This is a genomic window from Aquimarina sp. MAR_2010_214 (assembly GCF_002846555.1).
Classification (GTDB): Bacteria; Bacteroidota; Bacteroidia; order Flavobacteriales; family Flavobacteriaceae; genus Aquimarina.
In genome coordinates, this window is sequence record NZ_PJMS01000001.1 from 5,050,579 (window position 1) to 5,070,050 (window position 19,472).

19 protein-coding genes are annotated in these 19,472 nt (G+C 31.8%); 12 read left to right on the forward strand and 7 right to left on the reverse strand.

The features are described 5' to 3' along the window. Positions 1-26: 26 nt before the first annotated feature. From ATE84_RS26655 to ATE84_RS21645, 5 genes are all read left to right on the forward strand, one after another. Entirely contained in the window at positions 27-218 is a 192-nt protein-coding gene (locus tag ATE84_RS26655) for a hypothetical protein (RefSeq protein ID WP_035096817.1), read from the forward strand. Between the two features lie 186 nt (positions 219-404). After that, positions 405-917 carry a hypothetical protein gene (locus tag ATE84_RS21630; protein WP_101449938.1) on the forward strand — a complete coding sequence of 171 codons (513 nt, stop codon included), beginning with the start codon at positions 405-407 and terminating at the stop codon, positions 915-917. Positions 918-922: 5 nt separating this feature from the next. After that, a complete protein-coding gene (locus ATE84_RS21635) occupies positions 923-2,806 on the forward strand; it encodes a sensor histidine kinase (protein ID WP_101449939.1) in 1,884 nt (627 codons plus the stop codon). Beyond that, positions 2,803-3,429 (forward strand): response regulator transcription factor, encoded by a 627-nt coding sequence (locus ATE84_RS21640; protein WP_101449940.1) that lies wholly within the window; start codon positions 2,803-2,805, stop codon positions 3,427-3,429. Before ATE84_RS21635 ends, ATE84_RS21640 begins: the two co-directional genes overlap by 4 nt. 100 nt (positions 3,430-3,529) lie before the next feature. Then, complete coding sequence (locus ATE84_RS21645; RefSeq protein ID WP_101449941.1) at positions 3,530-4,423, forward strand: hypothetical protein; 894 nt, start codon at positions 3,530-3,532, stop codon at positions 4,421-4,423. Between the two features lie 85 nt (positions 4,424-4,508). On the opposite strand, the gene ATE84_RS21650 is transcribed toward ATE84_RS21645, so the two are convergent. Then, positions 4,509-6,560, reverse strand: coding sequence for a dihydrofolate reductase (locus ATE84_RS21650; RefSeq protein ID WP_199176903.1), 2,052 nt, complete (start codon positions 6,558-6,560; stop codon positions 4,509-4,511). Between the two features lie 92 nt (positions 6,561-6,652). Between ATE84_RS21650 and ATE84_RS21655 the strand changes: the two genes are divergently transcribed. From ATE84_RS21655 to ATE84_RS21670, 4 genes are all read left to right on the forward strand, one after another. Continuing rightward, positions 6,653-7,687 carry a GyrI-like domain-containing protein gene (locus ATE84_RS21655; protein WP_101449942.1) on the forward strand — a complete coding sequence of 345 codons (1,035 nt, stop codon included), beginning with the start codon at positions 6,653-6,655 and terminating at the stop codon, positions 7,685-7,687. Between the two features lie 78 nt (positions 7,688-7,765). Continuing rightward, the gene (crcB, locus tag ATE84_RS21660; protein WP_101449943.1) at positions 7,766-8,131 is read left to right on the forward strand and encodes a fluoride efflux transporter CrcB; all 366 of its coding nucleotides are present in this window, start codon (positions 7,766-7,768) and stop codon (positions 8,129-8,131) included. A 42-nt stretch (positions 8,132-8,173) separates the two neighbouring features. Next, the gene (locus ATE84_RS21665; RefSeq protein WP_101449944.1) at positions 8,174-8,512 is read left to right on the forward strand and encodes a P-II family nitrogen regulator; all 339 of its coding nucleotides are present in this window, start codon (positions 8,174-8,176) and stop codon (positions 8,510-8,512) included. Positions 8,513-8,833: 321 nt separating this feature from the next. Next, positions 8,834-9,946, forward strand: a complete 1,113-nt coding sequence (locus tag ATE84_RS21670; RefSeq protein ID WP_101449945.1) for a porin — start codon at positions 8,834-8,836, stop codon at positions 9,944-9,946. Positions 9,947-9,994: 48 nt separating this feature from the next. Here ATE84_RS21670 and ATE84_RS21675 read toward each other — a convergent pair whose 3' ends face one another. Next, the gene (locus tag ATE84_RS21675) at positions 9,995-10,609 is read right to left on the reverse strand and encodes a DUF1684 domain-containing protein (RefSeq protein ID WP_233195869.1); all 615 of its coding nucleotides are present in this window, start codon (positions 10,607-10,609) and stop codon (positions 9,995-9,997) included. A 133-nt stretch (positions 10,610-10,742) separates the two neighbouring features. Here ATE84_RS21675 and ATE84_RS21680 point away from each other — a divergent pair, with 133 nt between their 5' ends. Together ATE84_RS21680 and ATE84_RS21685 are read left to right on the forward strand one after the other, a co-directional pair. Beyond that, the gene (locus ATE84_RS21680; protein WP_101449946.1) at positions 10,743-11,957 is read left to right on the forward strand and encodes an MFS transporter; all 1,215 of its coding nucleotides are present in this window, start codon (positions 10,743-10,745) and stop codon (positions 11,955-11,957) included. A 24-nt stretch (positions 11,958-11,981) separates the two neighbouring features. Next, complete coding sequence (locus tag ATE84_RS21685) at positions 11,982-12,743, forward strand: DJ-1/PfpI family protein (protein ID WP_101449947.1); 762 nt, start codon at positions 11,982-11,984, stop codon at positions 12,741-12,743. 299 nt (positions 12,744-13,042) lie between these two features. Here ATE84_RS21685 and ATE84_RS21690 read toward each other — a convergent pair whose 3' ends face one another. From ATE84_RS21690 to ATE84_RS21700, 3 genes are all read right to left on the reverse strand, one after another. Continuing rightward, positions 13,043-14,464: a hypothetical protein gene (locus tag ATE84_RS21690; protein ID WP_143273683.1), complete on the reverse strand. Its 1,422-nt coding sequence runs from the start codon at positions 14,462-14,464 to the stop codon at positions 13,043-13,045. Between the two features lie 76 nt (positions 14,465-14,540). Beyond that, positions 14,541-15,077 carry a sigma-70 family RNA polymerase sigma factor gene (locus ATE84_RS21695; protein ID WP_101449949.1) on the reverse strand — a complete coding sequence of 179 codons (537 nt, stop codon included), beginning with the start codon at positions 15,075-15,077 and terminating at the stop codon, positions 14,541-14,543. Between the two features lie 379 nt (positions 15,078-15,456). Continuing rightward, positions 15,457-15,921, reverse strand: a complete 465-nt coding sequence (locus ATE84_RS21700) for an Lrp/AsnC family transcriptional regulator (RefSeq protein ID WP_101451177.1) — start codon at positions 15,919-15,921, stop codon at positions 15,457-15,459. Positions 15,922-16,155: 234 nt separating this feature from the next. On the opposite strand from ATE84_RS21700, the gene ATE84_RS21705 reads away from it, so the two are divergent. Next, positions 16,156-16,539 (forward strand): hypothetical protein, encoded by a 384-nt coding sequence (locus tag ATE84_RS21705; RefSeq protein WP_101449950.1) that lies wholly within the window; start codon positions 16,156-16,158, stop codon positions 16,537-16,539. Positions 16,540-16,588: 49 nt separating this feature from the next. On the opposite strand, the gene ATE84_RS21710 is transcribed toward ATE84_RS21705, so the two are convergent. Further along, positions 16,589-18,136, reverse strand: coding sequence for a sodium:alanine symporter family protein (locus ATE84_RS21710; protein WP_101449951.1), 1,548 nt, complete (start codon positions 18,134-18,136; stop codon positions 16,589-16,591). 93 nt (positions 18,137-18,229) lie between these two features. Beyond that, positions 18,230-19,348: a hypothetical protein gene (locus ATE84_RS21715; protein WP_101449952.1), complete on the reverse strand. Its 1,119-nt coding sequence runs from the start codon at positions 19,346-19,348 to the stop codon at positions 18,230-18,232. Between the last annotated feature and the right edge of the window lie 124 nt (positions 19,349-19,472).

The window sequence follows — 19,472 nt, forward strand, 5'->3', positions numbered from 1 at the left end:
TATCTTTGCCGTAAAAATAACAATTTATGTTTAGTCAGGGCCAGTTAATATTTGCAGGATTTTTTGTCGTAGCATTTATCATCTTAATGATCTTTAGCTATAGAAAAGATATCAAACTACATCGCAAATATTATAAGGGTAGTCTTTTTATTCTCATTGGTTTTATTATCTTTATTTTGTTGCTTTTTGCGTTAAAAACGTATTTACAACCCGAGTAAACCACATTCACCCCTAGAATTCAGTCAAAATAGTTGCATTTTGGTTACTACCGCATTGGCACGTAACCCACTTATCTTTTGGTTTTTTTAAACCATTAGGATAAAATACCTTGTAGTGGGTATGGATTAATGATCTCTTTTTTAAGAGTTTTGGAGTAACTAAATAATCTTTCAAAAATATAAATCATGGAAAATAAAAAAGTAAGCTATTTACCTGTAGAGTCTGAAAATACAGATTACCAAAACATTTATATGGACTTAAAAGAACAATGTGTAATAACAGCAAAGTTTGACTGGAAAAAGAAGGGCCATTTCAAAATCACACATGCTTTGATATACAAAAAAGAAAATAATTACCACCCACAGGCTATCGAAATAAAAGAAATATCCAACAAACATGAGACCGAATATCACACCAAAATCGTTTTTGACTTTAAAAATATACCTGCACCAACAAATCCCAATGGTTCTCTTAAAAACCCTAAAGAAAGTCGTTTTACAAAAAAGACAGGTGGAAGTTCTAAACTGGAACCCAAGCATGTAATTGATCTAGCAAGAAACCCTAAATATAAAATAGAAGAGAAAGCACTAAAAGAAATGGTGCAATTTAGACAAGAAGTTGCAATTGCAAAAGAAAATTCAAAAGTTAAACTAGCCTCTATTTTTAACGATCATATTTGTAGGCTTTATATTATATAAAATAAATGAGTAAAATCTTAATACTAATCTTATTCACATTTCTTTCTTTAGAAGACAGCTTTTCACAAAAAGATAATACTTTAAGAAAAGCTATCTTCCATTTGGACAATTATCAATTGAAAGAACTTGAAAATAGTATCAATGAAATTCAAAGCACCAAGATTAAATCTTTAATTAATTGGCAATTTTCCTTTTTAGAAAATGGAAATCCAAAAATTTTAGATTTGAAAACTTTAACAAACAAGATTCCTGAAATTGAAGTCTTACTAAATATTACAAAAGGAGATCAAGAATTTCTTAAAAGTCAAAATAATGATACCATTTCCTATAAATACTATTTAAATGCTCTAAATACTTCGCTAAAAAATAAAGATTCCTTATTAATCTGTTTTTCTACAAAGAAAATACTATGGTCTATTTACTATAATAGAAAAATACAAAACCTATATCCTAGATATCTAAAAATCTTAAATCAATACGCTTATAACAAAAATGAAAAAGCATTATTTCATTTTTTTAATATTACTGAGAAAACTGGTAGACTTAAAAAAGAGCATATTTTTGAATACAAAAACATACTCTCGATCGCTCAAAAAAGCAAAAATCCCTTTATAGAAGCCAAAATATATCAAATGATTGGTATTCAATACTCTTATTTTAAAGAAGAGAAAGATAGTGCCAAAATATACTACAAAAAGGCTTATGAGGTTATCAAAAAAAATCCCTATGCATATGCAAAAAACGAAACTTTTGGCATATATACTAATACAGGTATATTATATAATAGCAAAGGGAGGTCTAATATTGCTAATCAATATTTTCATCAAGCCTTAAAAGTACCTCTGACCGGAAAAAGTTTTTTAAAAAAAGCAAAACTATCATCTTTACTATCTGAAAATTATAGATTACTTAAAGAGTACGATAGTGCTTTTTTTTATAATCATTTGTCTAGGAAATATTATGATTCTTTAAAAGAGTATCAAAATGCAATAGCCTTAAACGATATAGAGATAAAGTATGAAACAGCAGAAAAAGAAAAAGAAATAGTTCAACTTTTAAATACTAATCTTAAAACCGAAGCCAGCCGAGTACAAAACAGAAACCTACTAATCGGCTCACTCTCTCTTATCTTAGTTGGCTCAATATTCGTATTCCTTATCTACAAAAACACCAAACGCAAACAACGTATCGCAGAGCAAGAGCGAGAAATACAGATTCAAAAAACAGAAAAACTACTTAAAGAGCAAGAGCTTACCGCTATCGATGCAATGATTTCTGGACAAGAAAAAGAACGGCAACGTCTCGCTAACGAACTGCATGATAATCTAGGAAGTACACTAGCTACGGTTAAACTTCATTTTCAGCATTTACAACGTAATAAGGACAATCCAAAAGTTGAACAAGTAGAAGAATTATATACCAAAACGAATGCACTATTAGATGAAGCCTACCAAAAAGTACGTACTATCGCTCATGAAAAAAATAGTGGGGTTATGGCCAATCAAGGGTTGCTTCCTGCTATAAAAAACTTAGCTAAGCAAGTATCTAATGGAGATGGCTTGCATATCGAAGTACAAGATTATGGGCTAGAGGAGCGATTGGACAATGCTTTAGAAATATCAATCTTTAGGATGATACAGGAGCTAATCACCAATACTATTAAACATGCCGAAGCTTCAGAAACCCATATTTCTTTAACCAATCATGACTCTCTTTTAAATATCATCATAGAGGATAATGGTAAAGGTTTTGACGCCAAAATATTACCCAAAAAAGAGGGAATGGGATTAAGAAACATCGAAAAACGAGTAGAACATCTCGAAGGTACTTTCGAAATTGATTCTACTATAGGAATAGGAACTAACATCATTATAAATATACCCATATGATAACTATTGCCATTGCAGAAGACCACCAATCTCTTATCGATGGTGTAGAGCTTCTTCTTCGGTATGAAGAAGAAATTAGTATTGTTGGTATGGCTAATGATGGAGAAGAGCTACTCAGTATTGTGAGAAGAAAACAACCTAAAGTTGTACTCACCGATATCAGAATGCCTAAAATTGATGGTATCGCAGCTACCAAAATTATTAAAAAAGAATTTCCTCATACCAAGGTCATTGTCTTCTCTATGTTTGATCAAGAAGAAGCTGTTCGCCAAATGATTGAAGCAGGTGCATCCGGATATCTACTAAAAAACTCACCCCTGGAAGAAGTACTAACTGCCATACAACAAGTAGCAAAGGGAGAAACTTATTTTGATGCCGCTATTGACCCATCACTCTTTTCTAAAGATGCCAAACAACCATCTAAAAAACAGCTCTTATCAAAAAGTGAACGGGAAATCTTAAAACTTATCGGACAGGGAAAAACCTCATCAGAAATCGCCGCCATTCGTTTTAATTCGGTGTCTACCGTAGAAACCCATCGTAAAAATATCATACGCAAACTGGGCCTTCATGGCAAAGGAGAGTTATTGCGCTATGCTATTGAAAAAAAATATGATTTTTAGGTAACTCTCCTCTTCTTAAAAAGATAAATATACCCTGCTATGGGTATTTTTTTATGCTTGATTGAAAGGTAGTTTTGATGTGTATTAAACAACCATAATCATGAAAAAAACAACTCTACTCCTATTTTGTATTCTATCTGTAACTTCTACTACAATAGCACAAGATCAAGGTCAAAAAATACTCCTTACTGATCAAACGATTTCTAAAATCACTCACCAAGTTAGTGAAAATATAAAATCTGAACTCAAAAAAGAAAATGATCAAGATATTATAGGAAAGTATTATGAATTTACTGAAAAAATAAAAATATTTAAATTCGAAATAGAAATTGAATTGGATAAAAAGAAGCCCTTACTGATACAAGACATTGTGCAAGGCGAAAACTATATCTTCAATGACGAAGTACTTCTAATAAAGCCTGGATGGGTTTTTAATGTTATAAAAATCCAAGAAAACCTAATTATCATACAAATAGTAAATCAAAAAGACTATAAAGAAAATTTTTATGCAATTTCTAGAAATCAATTTTTAGGAAGTACTAAGATTTATGAAGGTGATAGACCGAAAAGAAGTTTTGTATCTAGTGCAATTACAATACCTATAAAAATAAGGTTTGGAGATCATAAAAACCTTGACGAGAAAACAAAATATTTTGATTTCGAAGGAAACATTAATGTAGGTGTTACAGCTGGTTTCAGAGATAGAATCAACAAAACCGGAAAGAACTACATCAGCTATTTAGGAGGTTTAAGTATAGCATCAACCAAAATAACTCCAGAAACAGCAGAGATAGATTCGGAAACCAATGCCAGTATCTTAACTCCTTTCCTTGGAATATTATATGAATATAATGATTTCCAAATTGGAGCATTTATTGGCTGGGATCATATCGGAGGAAAGCTAGGCAAATCATGGGTCTATCAGGGTAACGCCTGGATAGGGTTTGGCATCGGATACAATATATTTACATCAACAGACAGTAATGGGTCTTAATTTTAAGTTCTTCTAAAATCATCAGATAAAAAAGAGGATATTTGAAAATCAAATATCCTCTTCTATAATTATGAATAAAATTTTACTAATTCACCTCAGGTAAGAAGTTATAACTCTTACTATATTCTAACATCTGAGTAACAAAACCTTCTGGCTGAGTAACATTAATTTTGGTAATCTCACCATTTTCATCCATTTCTGGTACTAAAACAGGATTTACAAAACCACTATAAGGAGCAGAAGTAAATTGTTCATTACGCTTTAAAACCTCAGCATGAATCGCTTGATCCACTTTTACACCATATCCTTCTACTAAAGCTTCAGCTGCTTTATAGTCTCCTTCAGATTTGATACGTTGTGTCTCTTTTAGCAACTGTCCAAAAATATCATGTAGTTTTTTGTAATCATTAATATTATAATACGTTTTTCCTTCTCTGGTTACTTTTTCGATTACATTATCTTTCTTTCCTTGCTCAAAAGCCCATCCACTCACCCACTGGCGATTACGCATATGTGCTTCTTCTACATCATCACCAAGATTTAAGCGAATCAATTGTGTCATTAATCCATTTCTAATATATCCATCATAAGCAGCTTTACCAGTTTTTTCCCAATCTTCTACTAATCCTAGTTCTTGTAATTTTGGATCCATTAAATAGTATAGTCCTACTAAATCAGCGCGACCTTCTTCCATAGTAGAAGCATAGTTCTTTAATGTTTCTTTAGTTTCTCCTACTCCCGGATTTAATTGTCCAGATGCATGCCCTACTACTTCGTGTAATGCTGTATGCAACTTATCTGCTAATTGTCCGTATTTTTCTTCTAATTCAAATTCTTCATCATCATGTACAAATTCTTTTAAACGACCCGAACCACCAGCATTATTATAAGCACCTATGATATTCCCCAAGGACACAGACTTAGAACCTACAGCAGCTCTAATCCAATTTGCATTAGGAAGGTTTACACCAATTGGAGTACTAGGCGAAGCATCTCCTGCTTCTCCTGCAACTGCAACAACCTTGTATGAAACTCCTACTACATTCTTTTTCTTATGTTCTTCCATCAATGGAGAACTATCTTCAAACCACTGTGCGTTTTCAGATAAAACAGACATCTTTTTAGACATGTCAAAATCCTTAATCTGAATTATAGTTTCATAAGAACCTCTATATCCTAATGGATCGTTATATACTTCGATAAAACTATTAATATAATCGATATTACCTTCAGTAGCTGCAGTCCATGCCACATTATAATCATCCCAGGTTTGTAAACTTCCTGTTTTATAATATTCGATCAATAGTCCTAATGCATCTCCTTGTGCTTTATTTTCTGCTACATCTTTTGCTTTTTCTAACCACTTGATAATTTCATCGATTGCAGCTCCATATAATCCTCCTGATTTATATACTCGCTCCTTTAATTCTCCATTTTCTTTTACCAATTGAGAGTTTAAACCAAAGGACAAAGGCTTCTTTGTATTTGGAGATTTCATTTTACTATAAAATGATGTAACATCAGTGTTAGTAACTCCAGGACCATAAAAGTTAACCGCAGATAGTGCTACATTGTCAACTCCTTTTGCTTGATTTACTTTTTTAGCATCTTGATCATTAAAAATCACATTATATACTTCTTTAGACACTTCGGTACCTGTAGCGGCAAGAAGAGAGCTAAAATAATCTTGGTTAAACTCTGGTTTGATCTTATCATTGCTATAGTGATGATGAATCCCATTAGAGAACCAAACTCGTTTTAGATAAGTTTCAAAAGCTTTCCAGTTTGCGTCGTCTTTATTTCCTTCATAAGAAGTGTAAACTTTTTCTAATGCTTTTCGGATAGTAAGATTATGACGGTAATTTTGATCCCACATGATATCTCTTCCACTTAATCCTGCCTGTGTAAGATAAAATACTAATTTTTGTTCTTTCAAAGAAAGATTATCCCAACCTGGTATTTGATATCTTAAAATTTTAAGATCTGCAAATTGCTCTACAACATAATCAAACTTTTCCTCTGCTACCTCCTGTTTTTCTTCTTGTTGGTCAATCTGATCCTTAACACTTGGATCCTTTTTACATGCGATCATTAAACTGATGATCGCTATAAAAAATAAATATTTCACTATTCTCATTTGTTTTATTTTATTGTTTTGACAAATGTAACAAAATAAAAGGAGGTTAAAATTGTTTATATTAGCTGACCAAACAATCTAAACTAACTAACATGAAAATAGTGAAATATTTATTTTTTCTATTATTATTAGTAATAATTGGCGGAGCTGTTTATGTTGCTACCATAGACGGTGAGTTTCAAGTAGAAGAAAGTAGAGTAATAGATGCTCCCGATGAGTTATTATTTGCTACAATCAATGAGTATAAAACTTGGGATAAATGGGGCCCGTGGATGGATGAATCTGATGATCTTATCATGGAATACCCCGAAAAAACAAGTGGTGAAGGGGCTTCTTATAGCTGGAAAAGCGAAACACAAGGAGATGGTAAAATGGAAACCAAAAAAACCTCCCCATTTAGTAGTATAGATCAAAATATAACGTTTGTTACTCCTATGGGTGAAAGTAAAAGTGAGGTATACTGGAAATTTGAAAAAATAGAAAGTAAAAAAACCAAAGTAACTTGGAGTATGAAGGGAGAACAATCGTTTATGGAAAAAGCATACTGGGCTACTCAAGATAGTACAGTATCGCAAATGTTAAGACCTATGTATCAACGTGGACTTGAAAAAATCGATGCATTTGTAAATGAAAAGATGAAACAATATGCTGTTCATGTAGATGGTGTAACAGAACATGGAGGTGGATTTTATATGTATAATGCAACGGCTTCTTCAATAGCTGTAATTCCTGAAAAAATGGAACAAATGCTCCCTGCTGTGGCAATGTATATGAAACAAAACAATCTTCCACAAACAGGAATGCCGTTTACATTATATAATGAGTATAATGAAGAACAAGGAACTGCTATTTTCTCTACAGCAATACCAACGAGAGACAAAGTAGTTACACCCAAAGAAAGTGCTATTCTTTGTGATTTTTTACCACGTCAGAAAGTGGTTAAAACTACGCTTAAAGGGGATTATAAAAATCTAAAAGAAGCATGGGAAGCCGGTTACAAATATATTGCAGAGAATAACTTAGAGCCAAATACAGAATCCGCAGCTTTTGAAGTATATAGAGTAGAACCAACATTACAGCCTAATCCTGCAGAGTGGGTTACAGAAATTTATATTCCAATAAAATAATACCGCATAAGCTGTATTCTATCAAATGATAGGGTACAGCTTATTATAATTTATATGGAAATACAATAGATAAAATAGATGAAACAAATACTTTTGGTGTTTATTGGAGGTGGCACTGGCAGCATCGCACGTTATCTTATAAGTAAATACCTCAATAGCTCTTCTACGGGAATTCCATACGGTACCTTTACAGCTAATATTTTAGGTAGTCTCTTCATTGGGATTATTCTGGGACTAGCACTTAAAAACAATGTAATATCACAAAATACAGTTACCCTTTTGGCTACGGGTTTTTGTGGAGGATTTACTACTTTTTCTACATTTGCTTACGAAAATCATGTATTACTAAAATCTGGAGATTTCATTAACTTTATGATCTATGCAGTTGGGTCGTTTATAGTTGGAGTTCTTTTCATATTTTTAGGAATGTTTATTGTAAAATAATCCTATAAAAATTGTACCGGAAATTAATTCAAGTAAAGGCTTATGAAAAAAATTGAAGCAATTATACGCAAATCAAAATTCGAAGCTGTAAAAGAAGCTCTACATAAAATTGAAGTAAATTTCTTTACCTATTGGGATGTAACTGGTGTCGGTAATGAAAAGAAAGGTCATGTATATAGAGGAATCACTTATAAAACATCTGATATACCACGTAGATATATATCTATAGTGGTCTCTGATGAATTTGAAGAAAAAACAATTCGAACACTAATTGATTCTGCCAAAACCGGAGAAATTGGTGATGGAAAAATATTTGTATCAAATATCCAGGACACCTATAGAATCAGAACCGAAGAAAAAGGTAATCAGGCATTACGTTAAATTTCTACTGCACTAATCATTTTCAACACTCTCTATTTAGATAAACTCATATTGAGGATTTATCTAATCCTACTTTCTAATGTGTTTATTAAGGTCTTTTTAAATAAAATAAGTACTCTATCATAAGAAAAGCTCAAAAAGACGTTTCTAAATTCTTAAAAAATATCAAAATAAAAATTATACCCTAATTTTTTACAGGTACAAAGTTTAATATTTATAAAAATCAACACTCATACCCCTATTTTATATAGGTTAAAATTGTTTTTATATAGATTTACCATACCAATTAAAAACTAATTATAACGGTAATCAATGTTTATTATGAAGACAAAAACCACCACATTTTTTTTAAGAAAAGTAACTTTTTTTACTTTAATCTTTTTGAGTTTTAAAGCAATTTGTCAGGGAGAAATACCAAAACCTACGCTCGATAAATTATTATCTCAAATAAACTTATCAGGATCAATTGACGGATACTACAGGTACAATATTGTAGTTCCTAATGACAATTCGGTAGCTCCAAAAACATCTTTTGTAAACCAAAGTGGTTTTGCATTAGGTATGGCTAATGTAATTTTGGGGTATGAAGATGAAAAAGTTGGATTTGTAGCTGATCTTGTCTTTGGGTCCAGAGGCGAAGATGCTGTATTTAATTCTAATGACTCTGCTCAAATCATTAATCAACTATATCTCTATTGGAATGTAATCAAAAGTATTAAACTTACCTTTGGTAAGTTTAATACTTTTATTGGGTATGAAGTAATTTCACCAACAGGAAATTTCAATTATTCTACTTCGTATATGTTCTCATATGGCCCTTTCTCACACACTGGTTTAAAAGCGGATTTTGCAATAAGCGAAAAATGGTCTGCCATGCTTGCCGTAATGAACCCTAGTGATTATACAGATAGTAATCCGTTTGATACTTACATTGCTGGAGCACAGATAGGGTATGCCCTGGATAATGGTAGTGTTTTTCTTAACTTTAGATATGGTAATGAAGGAGAACCTGGAGAAGTAGATCCTACTTTTCAGGTGGATCTTACTACCGGATGGGATCTGACTCAAGATTTTTATTTTGGAGTAAATACAGCTTATGTATCTATAGAATCACAAAAAAACGGGGATACTTCTGGATTTTATGGAGTAGCATTATATCCTCAATACAAAACATCTCAAAAATTGACTATAGGAATAAGAGGAGAATATTTCTCGGTGTACAACAGTGGGTTAACAGATGTAATTGGGTTAGACGCACAAGGTGATGGAGATGCTATTGCCATCACTCTCACTGGAAATTACAATATTGGAAAGCTAACTCTTAAACCAGAATTAAGAATAGATACCACTTCTGAAGATTTCTTTATAGATAATGACAGAGAGCCAACAAAAAATCTTTCTTCTTTTGTCTTTGGAGCTATTTATAAATTCTAGCACATTTTTTCACAAAGTAAAAGCGTTCTGAACGATCAGAACGCTTTTTTATTCATTCTCTGTATATTTTTTATATTTCTTAACGCCTGCAGGAATTTTTACATCCAGATGATTTACTTCTGGAGGTATTGGACAAGAATATCGATCATTATAGGCACAATATGGGTTATAAGAAGTATTAAAATCAATAAAAATAAAATCTCCTTCTGGGATTTGGAGGTCTATAAAACGTCCGCCCGCATAACTCAATTCTCCATTAGTTAAATCTGTAAAAGGAAGAAATAAATAATCTTTAAATTCTGGTTGAGTTTTTAGCCCTTGATTTTGATATATCTGCAACACATATGACTTTTCCCAAAGTATAAAATGAGCCTCTCCATATTTAACATACAAAGGTTCTCTACCCGTTGTGGTTTTCATAACAAAAGGTGTCTCATATGGTGTTCGAATAAATTTTGCACGGATACAAAAAGAAGTATCTATTTCAAAAAAATCGATAGTTTTAAAGCGTTCTAAATCTTTTGGTGTTAAAGGTGAAGTTTCTTCAGAAGAGAAATCTTTATTCAGTTCTTCCTGAAAAGACAATATTTTTTTTATTGCCATAGAATCCTGAGCAATTATATTCCCAATAAAAAACACAAATAAAATTGATATCCTGAACACTTTTCCCTTTTTTTTTGCAAAAGTACAATTTACAATTAGTTAACTAATTAATTTAAAAAAAATTATGCTTAAATAATAGATAAAAAACTACTTTTATCTATTAATTGGATGTCTAATACAAATTACGAATACATTGTTAAAACTTTTACTTCATTATTTCAACTCCTTTTCTGGATTATCAAAAGAGGTGTGGTGGTTAGCTTTAATCACACTAATCAATAGAGCCGGGGCAATGGTAATCCCCTTTTTGTCTCTATACTTAACCGATGACCTGAATTTTTCGCTACAACAAGTAGGGTGGATTATGACCAGTTATGGATTAGGTTCTTTTTTAGGTGCTTGGTTAGGAGGTAAATTATGTGATCAAATTGGTTACTATAAAGTCATACTCATTTCTTTATTATTAACAGGAGTTTCATTTATAACTATTCAATATTTTACTAGTTTCTGGAGTATTTGTGTTGGTTTCTTTATTCTAATTGCAATTGCAGATATGGCAAGGCCCGCTTTTTTTGTAGCATTAAGTGCCTATAGTAAACCAGAGAATAAAACCAGATCATTAACTTTTATTCGACTTGCTATCAATCTAGGTTTCTCTGCCGGTCCTGCAATTGGTGGATTAATTATAGCATCTATAGGCTATTATGGTTTGTTTTGGGTAGACGGAATTACCTGCATTATAGCTGGGTTTGTTATGATACAGACGCTTCATCCCAAAAAAGCAAAAGTATTAGATAAGGAAGTTGTTGTCGACAATCCGGTAAGCGCACATAATGATGGTATTTATGTCTTGTTTCTAATTGCATTGGCTTTATTTGGTTTTATATTTGTTCAGTACTTTTCTACAATTCCATTGTATTATAAAGAAATACACCAATTATCAGAGCAGAAAATTGGGTTATTACTTGCTTTAAATGGTGCTTTGATATTTTTCTTTGAAATGCCATTGATAGCATATCTAGAAAAAACAAGGTTGTCTAAAATAGGGAATGTTATTGGAGGTTTTGTTCTAACAGGTATAAGTTTTCTACTGTTACTAGTTACACCTTGGGCAGGAGTTTTGGTTATCGGAATGATTATCGCAACACTTGGAGAAATGGTTGCATTTCCCTTTGGAAATGCTTTCGCCTTAGACAGAGCAAAAAAAGGAAGACAGGGAGCTTATATGGGATTATACAGCATGTCTTTTTCTCTTGCTCATATCTTTGGTCATAATTCTGGAATGCAATTCATAAATAATTTTGGGTATGAAAGTACCTGGATTTTCATGGCTATTATCGCTGCTTTAGGAACGTTTTTATTATATATCGTAAAACAAAAACTTAACCAGGAAAAAGTATCTGGTTAACTATCATTTATAAAACTCATAGCAATGAAAAATTTCTTTTTTGCCTTTTGTATTATATTAATTTATGGTTGTACGCAAGTACAACAAGAGAAGCAATCTAGTACTGTAGAAACAAAAATAGAAACGGTAGAAAAGAAAAAGAGCTTTCCCAAATTAGAGCCTAACCGATATAATGTTGCTTTTCTGATTATGGATGGAACTTATAATACTGAATTTACGGCACCTTTTGATATTTTTCAACATACTCAATATCGTAAGAACATAAAACAGATGAATGTTTTTACCGTTGCAAATACTGATCATCCTATAACAACATTTGAAGGTGTAAAAATTATCCCTGATTATAACTATGTGAAAGATTCTTTACCTCAAATAGATATTTTGGTGGTTCCTAGTGCTGAGCATCATTTAGATACGGATTTGGATGATAAAGTGATGATTGATTTTGTAAAGCAAGTTGATAAAACTGTATCATTTATGACCTCGCATTGTGATGGAGCATTTGTACTTGCCAAAGCCGGAGTTCTTGATAATGTAGTGTCTACTACTTTTCCTAGCGATATAGATCAAATGCGCAAAACATTTCCCAATCTGGATATTAGAAAAGAAGTACTATTTGTACATGACAAAAAATATATAACTTCTGCAGGAGGGGCTAAAAGTTTTGAAGCTGCATTATATTTATGTGAATACTTATATGGTGCAGAAATTGCAAGATCACTTGCAGGAGGATTAGTAATTGATTGGAATCTGGAAAATGTACCTCATCTTGTAATTAATAAATAAAAATAATAAAAGCGATCTTATTCAGATCGCTTTCAATATTTAGGGAAAATTACGTACTCTCTTTAGCTTCAAGATTCGGGGTCTTTAGACTAATGTCCTCACACTTAATTTATCCCTGATGTATTCCAAATTAATATTTTAAATCCATATCGTCATACAGTTTAAAATGTTAATTCTGGATGACACATCAAGTATTTTTTACTATTGTAAATATAATGTAAAAAAATCATATACACCAAAAAAATGACGACAAAAAACATATAAATTCGATGAAATACACAAAATTTTATGATTTCAATTTAATTTGAAAAGAAGTATTTAGAATTTCCGAGGTATTTTTTGACTAATTTATTATACTTTTTAGATATCCTCAAGGCTAATGTTCCTTCTATGGTATACAATGCATCCAGATCTTTATATCCATTTTTTAGTAGTTGTTCTAAATAAAATAAAGCGGTTTCATTATCCTGATCCCGGGCACTTAATGAAATCACATTTCGATAAGATTCAAAATCCTTCTCATCAACTATTGTACTCAATATATTAAGGAATAAATTTTCTTCCAGATTTTCTTCTTCTTTAGGAAGTTCACTTTTATAACTATCAACTAGATACTTTACATAGCCTTTCATTCTATATGCCATCTGGCGAGCATATTTTTCTTTTCCTGTAACCAAGGTGTCTAATTCAGACATTTGATATTTCCACCACCCCAGATTTTCGAATTCTGTTATCTCGACATCTTCGTCCATAGAAAACGAATATGTTTCTCTAAGAAAATTTTCCTTGTTCAGGTATTTTGTTTTTAATCGTTTCTGTTGTTTATACTCTTTAGTTTTTTTAATTTCTTTCTGTCTCTCTTTCAGATAATTAGTACTGAAGAAACTATCATATTTTAATCGTATACGTTTTATTTCATCAAACGCATTCAAGAATTTACCTTCATCCAGATAAGATGCTACTAGTTTCATTTCTTTCTGAAATAAATCACGAACCCAAATAGAATCTTTTAGCATTCTTCCTTTATTCATTGCCTGTAATGTAAAATCAGAAAGTGTTTTTTTAACATGTTCATTGAATAGTAATTCAGAATCTTTTTCATAAAAATGAACATCAGCAGAAACAGCTCTGTTTTTTAAATATTTTTTAGTGTAGATAAAATTTTGATACTTATAATTATTGACACTTACAATACCTCGATAAGTGAAGTCTTTTTTAACCCTTATTCTCGAATCATAGAAATAAGTATCTCCTATTGCAATTACTCCAAATATCTCATTAGAGTATAAAGCAGCTAATACACTTGCTAGTTTTGCATCTTCTTGTATTCCTGCAATGTAGATTCTTCCTTTTTGAATCGGAAAAAGAGAAAAAATATGATTCATAAAATCAGATGCATACTCTACCCTTTTTTGTGATTCCTGATCTTCTGGAAAATTACTAATGGCAACAATGTACCCTTGCTCTTCGGCTGCTTCCTTATATAGTTGTGTAGTTTTTCCTGTATTTCCTGAACTATCAAACCCCAAGAGTAAAGGCCAGCTTTTATCTAAATCAAAAGATTTAGGTAAATAGATACTAAAATGATGACCTGTAGAAGGAATAGTCAGAGAATCTATAACAATTCCTTTTTTAAGTGTTAGTGTATTTTGCCCATAACCTATAAGGCTTATGTAAAGTATAACAAAAAAGAGAGACTTTTTGAGGTACAATATTGACACAACGCAATGATTTTATAACTAAATAACACAAAAAAAAGATCACTTAATAGCTTTTAGCAGTATTTTAATATCTTTTTTATCTACATATTTTGCAATTTTCTTTCTCTTTAGTTTCTCCTATTAATTTTCCTTCATCATTAAGTTTATAATCACAACAATCCATATATCCTTTTATGATCATTTTTCGGGCACGTTGTATTTGTGATTTAATAGTAGGTAAAGGTATTCCTAATTGTTCTGCAATTTGTTTTTGCTTAAGGCCTTTTACATCAGAAAGGAGTAATGGGTTTCGATATTTTTCTGGCAATCTATTTATTAATTCTGGGAGGCAATCTTTTTCAGAATGATTAGCATCACGCTCTTCATACATTTGCTCACTTATAAAATCTGTAGTTTGTTTATTTTCTTTAAAATAATCATATACTATATTTCTTGCAATTGTAAATAACCAGGATTTAATTTTAGAATGATCTCTAAGTCTATTTTTGTTATTATGTACTTTTATAAAAGTCTCTTGTATCAAATCATCTACAATTTGATCATTTTTCACTTTACTTTTTATAAATAACCTAATGTCTTCATAATAGTTTTTCCAAAGATCCGAAGTTTCCATAAATCAAAACAGAAATATCCCTATTTCTACTAAAAGTAAAAACAGGGAAGTTATTGTTAACAGCTACATTCACATCCTATATAGGTACAATTAGAACATTGCCCTTCTGCACAACCTGAACATGTGCAGGTACATTCTTTATTTTTCATAACATTATGTTTTAATATGATTATATCTATAAGACTAAAACAAGTATAAAAAGATGCATAATTATTCTATAAATTTAATGAAATTTGGTTTAGTATAATAAAAAAACGTCTGAATGCATTCAGACGTTTTTTATCTTTCCCTTGTACTCTCTTTAGTTCCCCATACTAATGTCCTTACACAAGATAAAGATTGTTCTCTACATACATATAATCAAATCTCATGCCACAAATTAGACGCCTAATTCTCCAAATTCGGTATGCCCAGTAACTGGATTATTCTCTATAAGATTAGACAGTATAATATGTGTTTTGACTTCTCCATATGTAATAAGTCTATCTATAAATTCTTGTAAATGCATTTGATCCCTCAATACTACTTCCATAATTATATTTTCATTACCTGTAATTCGATAGCAATTCATAACTTCTTTAAATTCAGATACTTTTATCAAAAATGGTTTTAATCTTCCCATAAATGCTCGAAGTGTAATCATTGCTTTTAATTGATATCCTATTTTGGCATATGAGACATCTGCTATATACCCTTTTAAAACGCCATAATCCTCCATCTTCTTTATTCTTTCAGCAACTGCAGGAGAGCTTAAACCTACTTTTCTTCCTATTTCGGTATTAGATAATCTTGCATTTTGTTGCAAACATTTTAGAATGTCCCAGTTTATTGCATCTATTTTCATTGCAGTATTTTTCATTTTTTAGTGATTATGTAAAATTTGTAAAAGAATCATTTGCTATCCGTCTTTAAATTTTCGTAGTATATTATTACATATATCTACATCTTACAATTATTATTTCATTTTTAAGTAAAAAACAACAAAAGTCTTTAATTATTAACACAAAATAATCATTTAACTTTAAAAACTAAAGAAAAAATATTAGAAATAGCATTATTTTTGGTGTAACAAATTAATATGAGATCACAACCTCGAAATAAAAGATTATACAAGAAAGCTCTTGAAATATTTACGCTCTCGCGAAGTATTTCAAATTATCTTGTTCATGATTTAGCTCCATTGCAAAATAATGGAAGTGAGAGTCCTCATATTTATTTTACAGGTGACATTATAAGACAATCAGATGCATTGGCTCCCAAAATAATTAAAGCTGAAAATCAGACCTTTCAGGATGAGCGAATAAGGCATGCAACTTCTCTGATACATATTACCAATAGACTTTATAAAAACTGTGAGCGTCTTGAACAATCTGAAAGCAATGGAAAAGAATTCTTAATTCTATTGCGTAAAGAGCTAAGAAAATTTAAACACTTGCAACGCTCATGGATGATGAGTTTATAAGGTGTATTTTTTTTAAATTTTATACATTCTTCATTCCAATACTAATTATTTAACCCTTCCTTCCGGCAATACTCTTTTTATAGCGTTTTAATTCGTCTTTCACTTTAGAGCTTAACAAGAATAAACCGATCATATTTGGTACCATCATAGCAAAAATCATTGCGTCACTAAAATCTGTAACTGCATTTAGTGTAGCTGCAGCTCCTATTACCGTAAAACAGCAAAAAATAAACTTATACACGTATTCTGTGCGTTTGCTTCTTCCAAAAAGATAGCTCCATGCCTGGTATCCATAATATGACCATGAAATCATAGAAGAGAAAGCAAAGAGTAATACTGCAATCGTAAGAAGATACGGAAACCATGAAACACCACTTTCTAATGCAGAGGCCGTAAGGAGAACCCCTTGTTCAAAATCAATTTTGGCACTTGTATCTACCTGTCCGGTTATAATTAACACCAAAGCAGTCATCGTACACACAACTACGGTATCGATAAAAGGTTCGAGCAATGCCACTAGTCCTTCACTCGCTGGAAAACGTGTTTTTACAGCACTATGGGCTATTGAGGCACTACCAACTCCAGCTTCATTACTAAAAGCTCCTCGCCTAAACCCTTGAACTAACACTCCCACAAAACCTCCCATCACTCCTTCCGGATGAAAAGCACCTTCCCAAATCGCACTAAACGCTGCTGGAATAGCTGAACTATACAATACCAAAACAATCAAAACTGCTGCGATATAAATCAATACCATAAAGGGTACAATTTTATCAGTTACACTTGCTATTTTTTTGATTCCGCCAATGATAACAACACCTACCAATATCGCCATAATAACTCCAAATACCCAACCTTGTCCATGTAACATTGAGTTATTTGAAATTATCACATGATCAAACAATTTAAATGCTTGATTTACCTGAAACATATTACCACCGCCAAACGATCCACCTATACACATAATAGCAAAAAGAACAGATAGCACTTTACCTAATTTAGCGTAACCTTTTTCTCCTAACCCTTTGGTTAAATAATACATAGGGCCGCCATAAACTTTCCCTTCACTATCCACCTCCCGGTATTTTACTCCCAAAGTACATTCTACAAATTTTGAAGACATCCCCAACACTCCTATAATAATCATCCAAAGTGTTGCTCCGGCACCACCAATGGATAAGGCTATTGCTACACCAGCAATATTACCCAAACCTACAGTAGCCGAAACAGCTGTAGTTAATGCCTGAAAATGACTAACTTCTCCGTTTACATTATCATTAGTATTTTTTTCTTCTACTGAAGTACTTTCAGCAGATAACTTATTCGAATCTTCCTGATCAAAGTTTTCTACTCCATCATATTTTCCTCGAACTACTTGTATTGCCGTATAAAAACTTCTTACATTAATAAACTTAAAATACATAGTAAAATATCCAGCTCCTAATAACAATACCACAACCACCCAAGGGATCCCTACAGATTCTGTTATAGGGATTTCCGCTAGAATTGCATCTACAAACCAACTGGTAGCATCGCCAAAAACACGATTGATATTTTCATCTAAATTTTGTTCTGAAATAATATAAGGAAATAACATAGTGAAATTTTTAAAGCAAATTGCTCTAAAAACTGACACCACAAAAGGTTAAGTAGTATTCAAAATTTATAACCAGAATGGTTAAGTATACGGTTACGTATCATCTTTTAGTGAAGTATACTGAAGAAAACTATTAGCATTTGCAAAAGCAATCAACTGTTCTTTACCTCCGGCCCCGCTTATGTTAAGCATCTTTTTTATTTGATGAATATGGGTCTGAAACCCATCTGTACTAATGTGCATTTCCTGAGCAATTTCGGTATATGATTTATAACTCCCATAATACGCCAGATACCCTAAAACTTCTTTTTGTCTTTCTGAAAGTTCTATTTTTGAGGTTGCTTTTATCGTTTTTAGGTTATTTTTTAATGTCTTGATCGTATCTAAATGGCTTTCGTTTGCCAATACTAATTGCTCATTTTCCTTCTTAAGCTTAGCTTTTTGAATTTCCAGTTTTTGAGCCAGGCTTTGTTGTTGTTCTTTTTCTGAAAGAAATTTCCAGCTGTATAAAAGAATAGAAAACAAAAGAATAAAAAGAAATTTGAACGAAATAGCAGTAATACTACCTAATACTCCCCAAAATCGCTGATCAATAAATTGTAAAACTCTATCCTGCGGTATCATACGATGGGAAACAGCGATCACAATCAACACAAATAATGCAAACGTAGGCAAATACATAAACTTCATTTGCCTTCCTACAAAAGCTTTATTAAGCTCATATAGCAATGAAATAGCCACCAAAATAGAAATAGGAATATCAATCAACCAAATAAAATTATTACTAATCACGGGATTGCCATAGGAAGATGCAATAAAAACAAAAGTGATCATTCCTAAAACACCACAAAAGAGACCGATAAATTCGCGAACACTAAAACGTTGTACCAGTCGTACAACAATACCTGGTTTTTGAGGGTGTTCTATTGAAGGAAGGGATAATAAAATAAACAACGAATTTGCTAAAGAAACCAGTACTCCAAAATAAATCAGAATTTTATTGGTCGAAGACCATTGCAATCCTACAACCATAATCAAGTTAACTAGAGCTCCAAGACCCCAAACAAATATTGCCAGTCCAAACCACTTAATCCCATGAATAGCCTTTTTATCAGCTCCACGAAGTTTTTCTTTGCTAAAAATACGCTGAATCACTATTGCCGAAATAAGGCACACAATTGCAGTTACTGTATATTCTATGGTACTAAACACGAATTAGATTTTATACCAATTTCAAAGTTAAAATGGTAATACTCATGTCTAAAGATATTGAAATTTTGATCATTATTAATCTTTCTTAGATAAACCCTAAATAAATCTAGTCTTTAATTGAGCT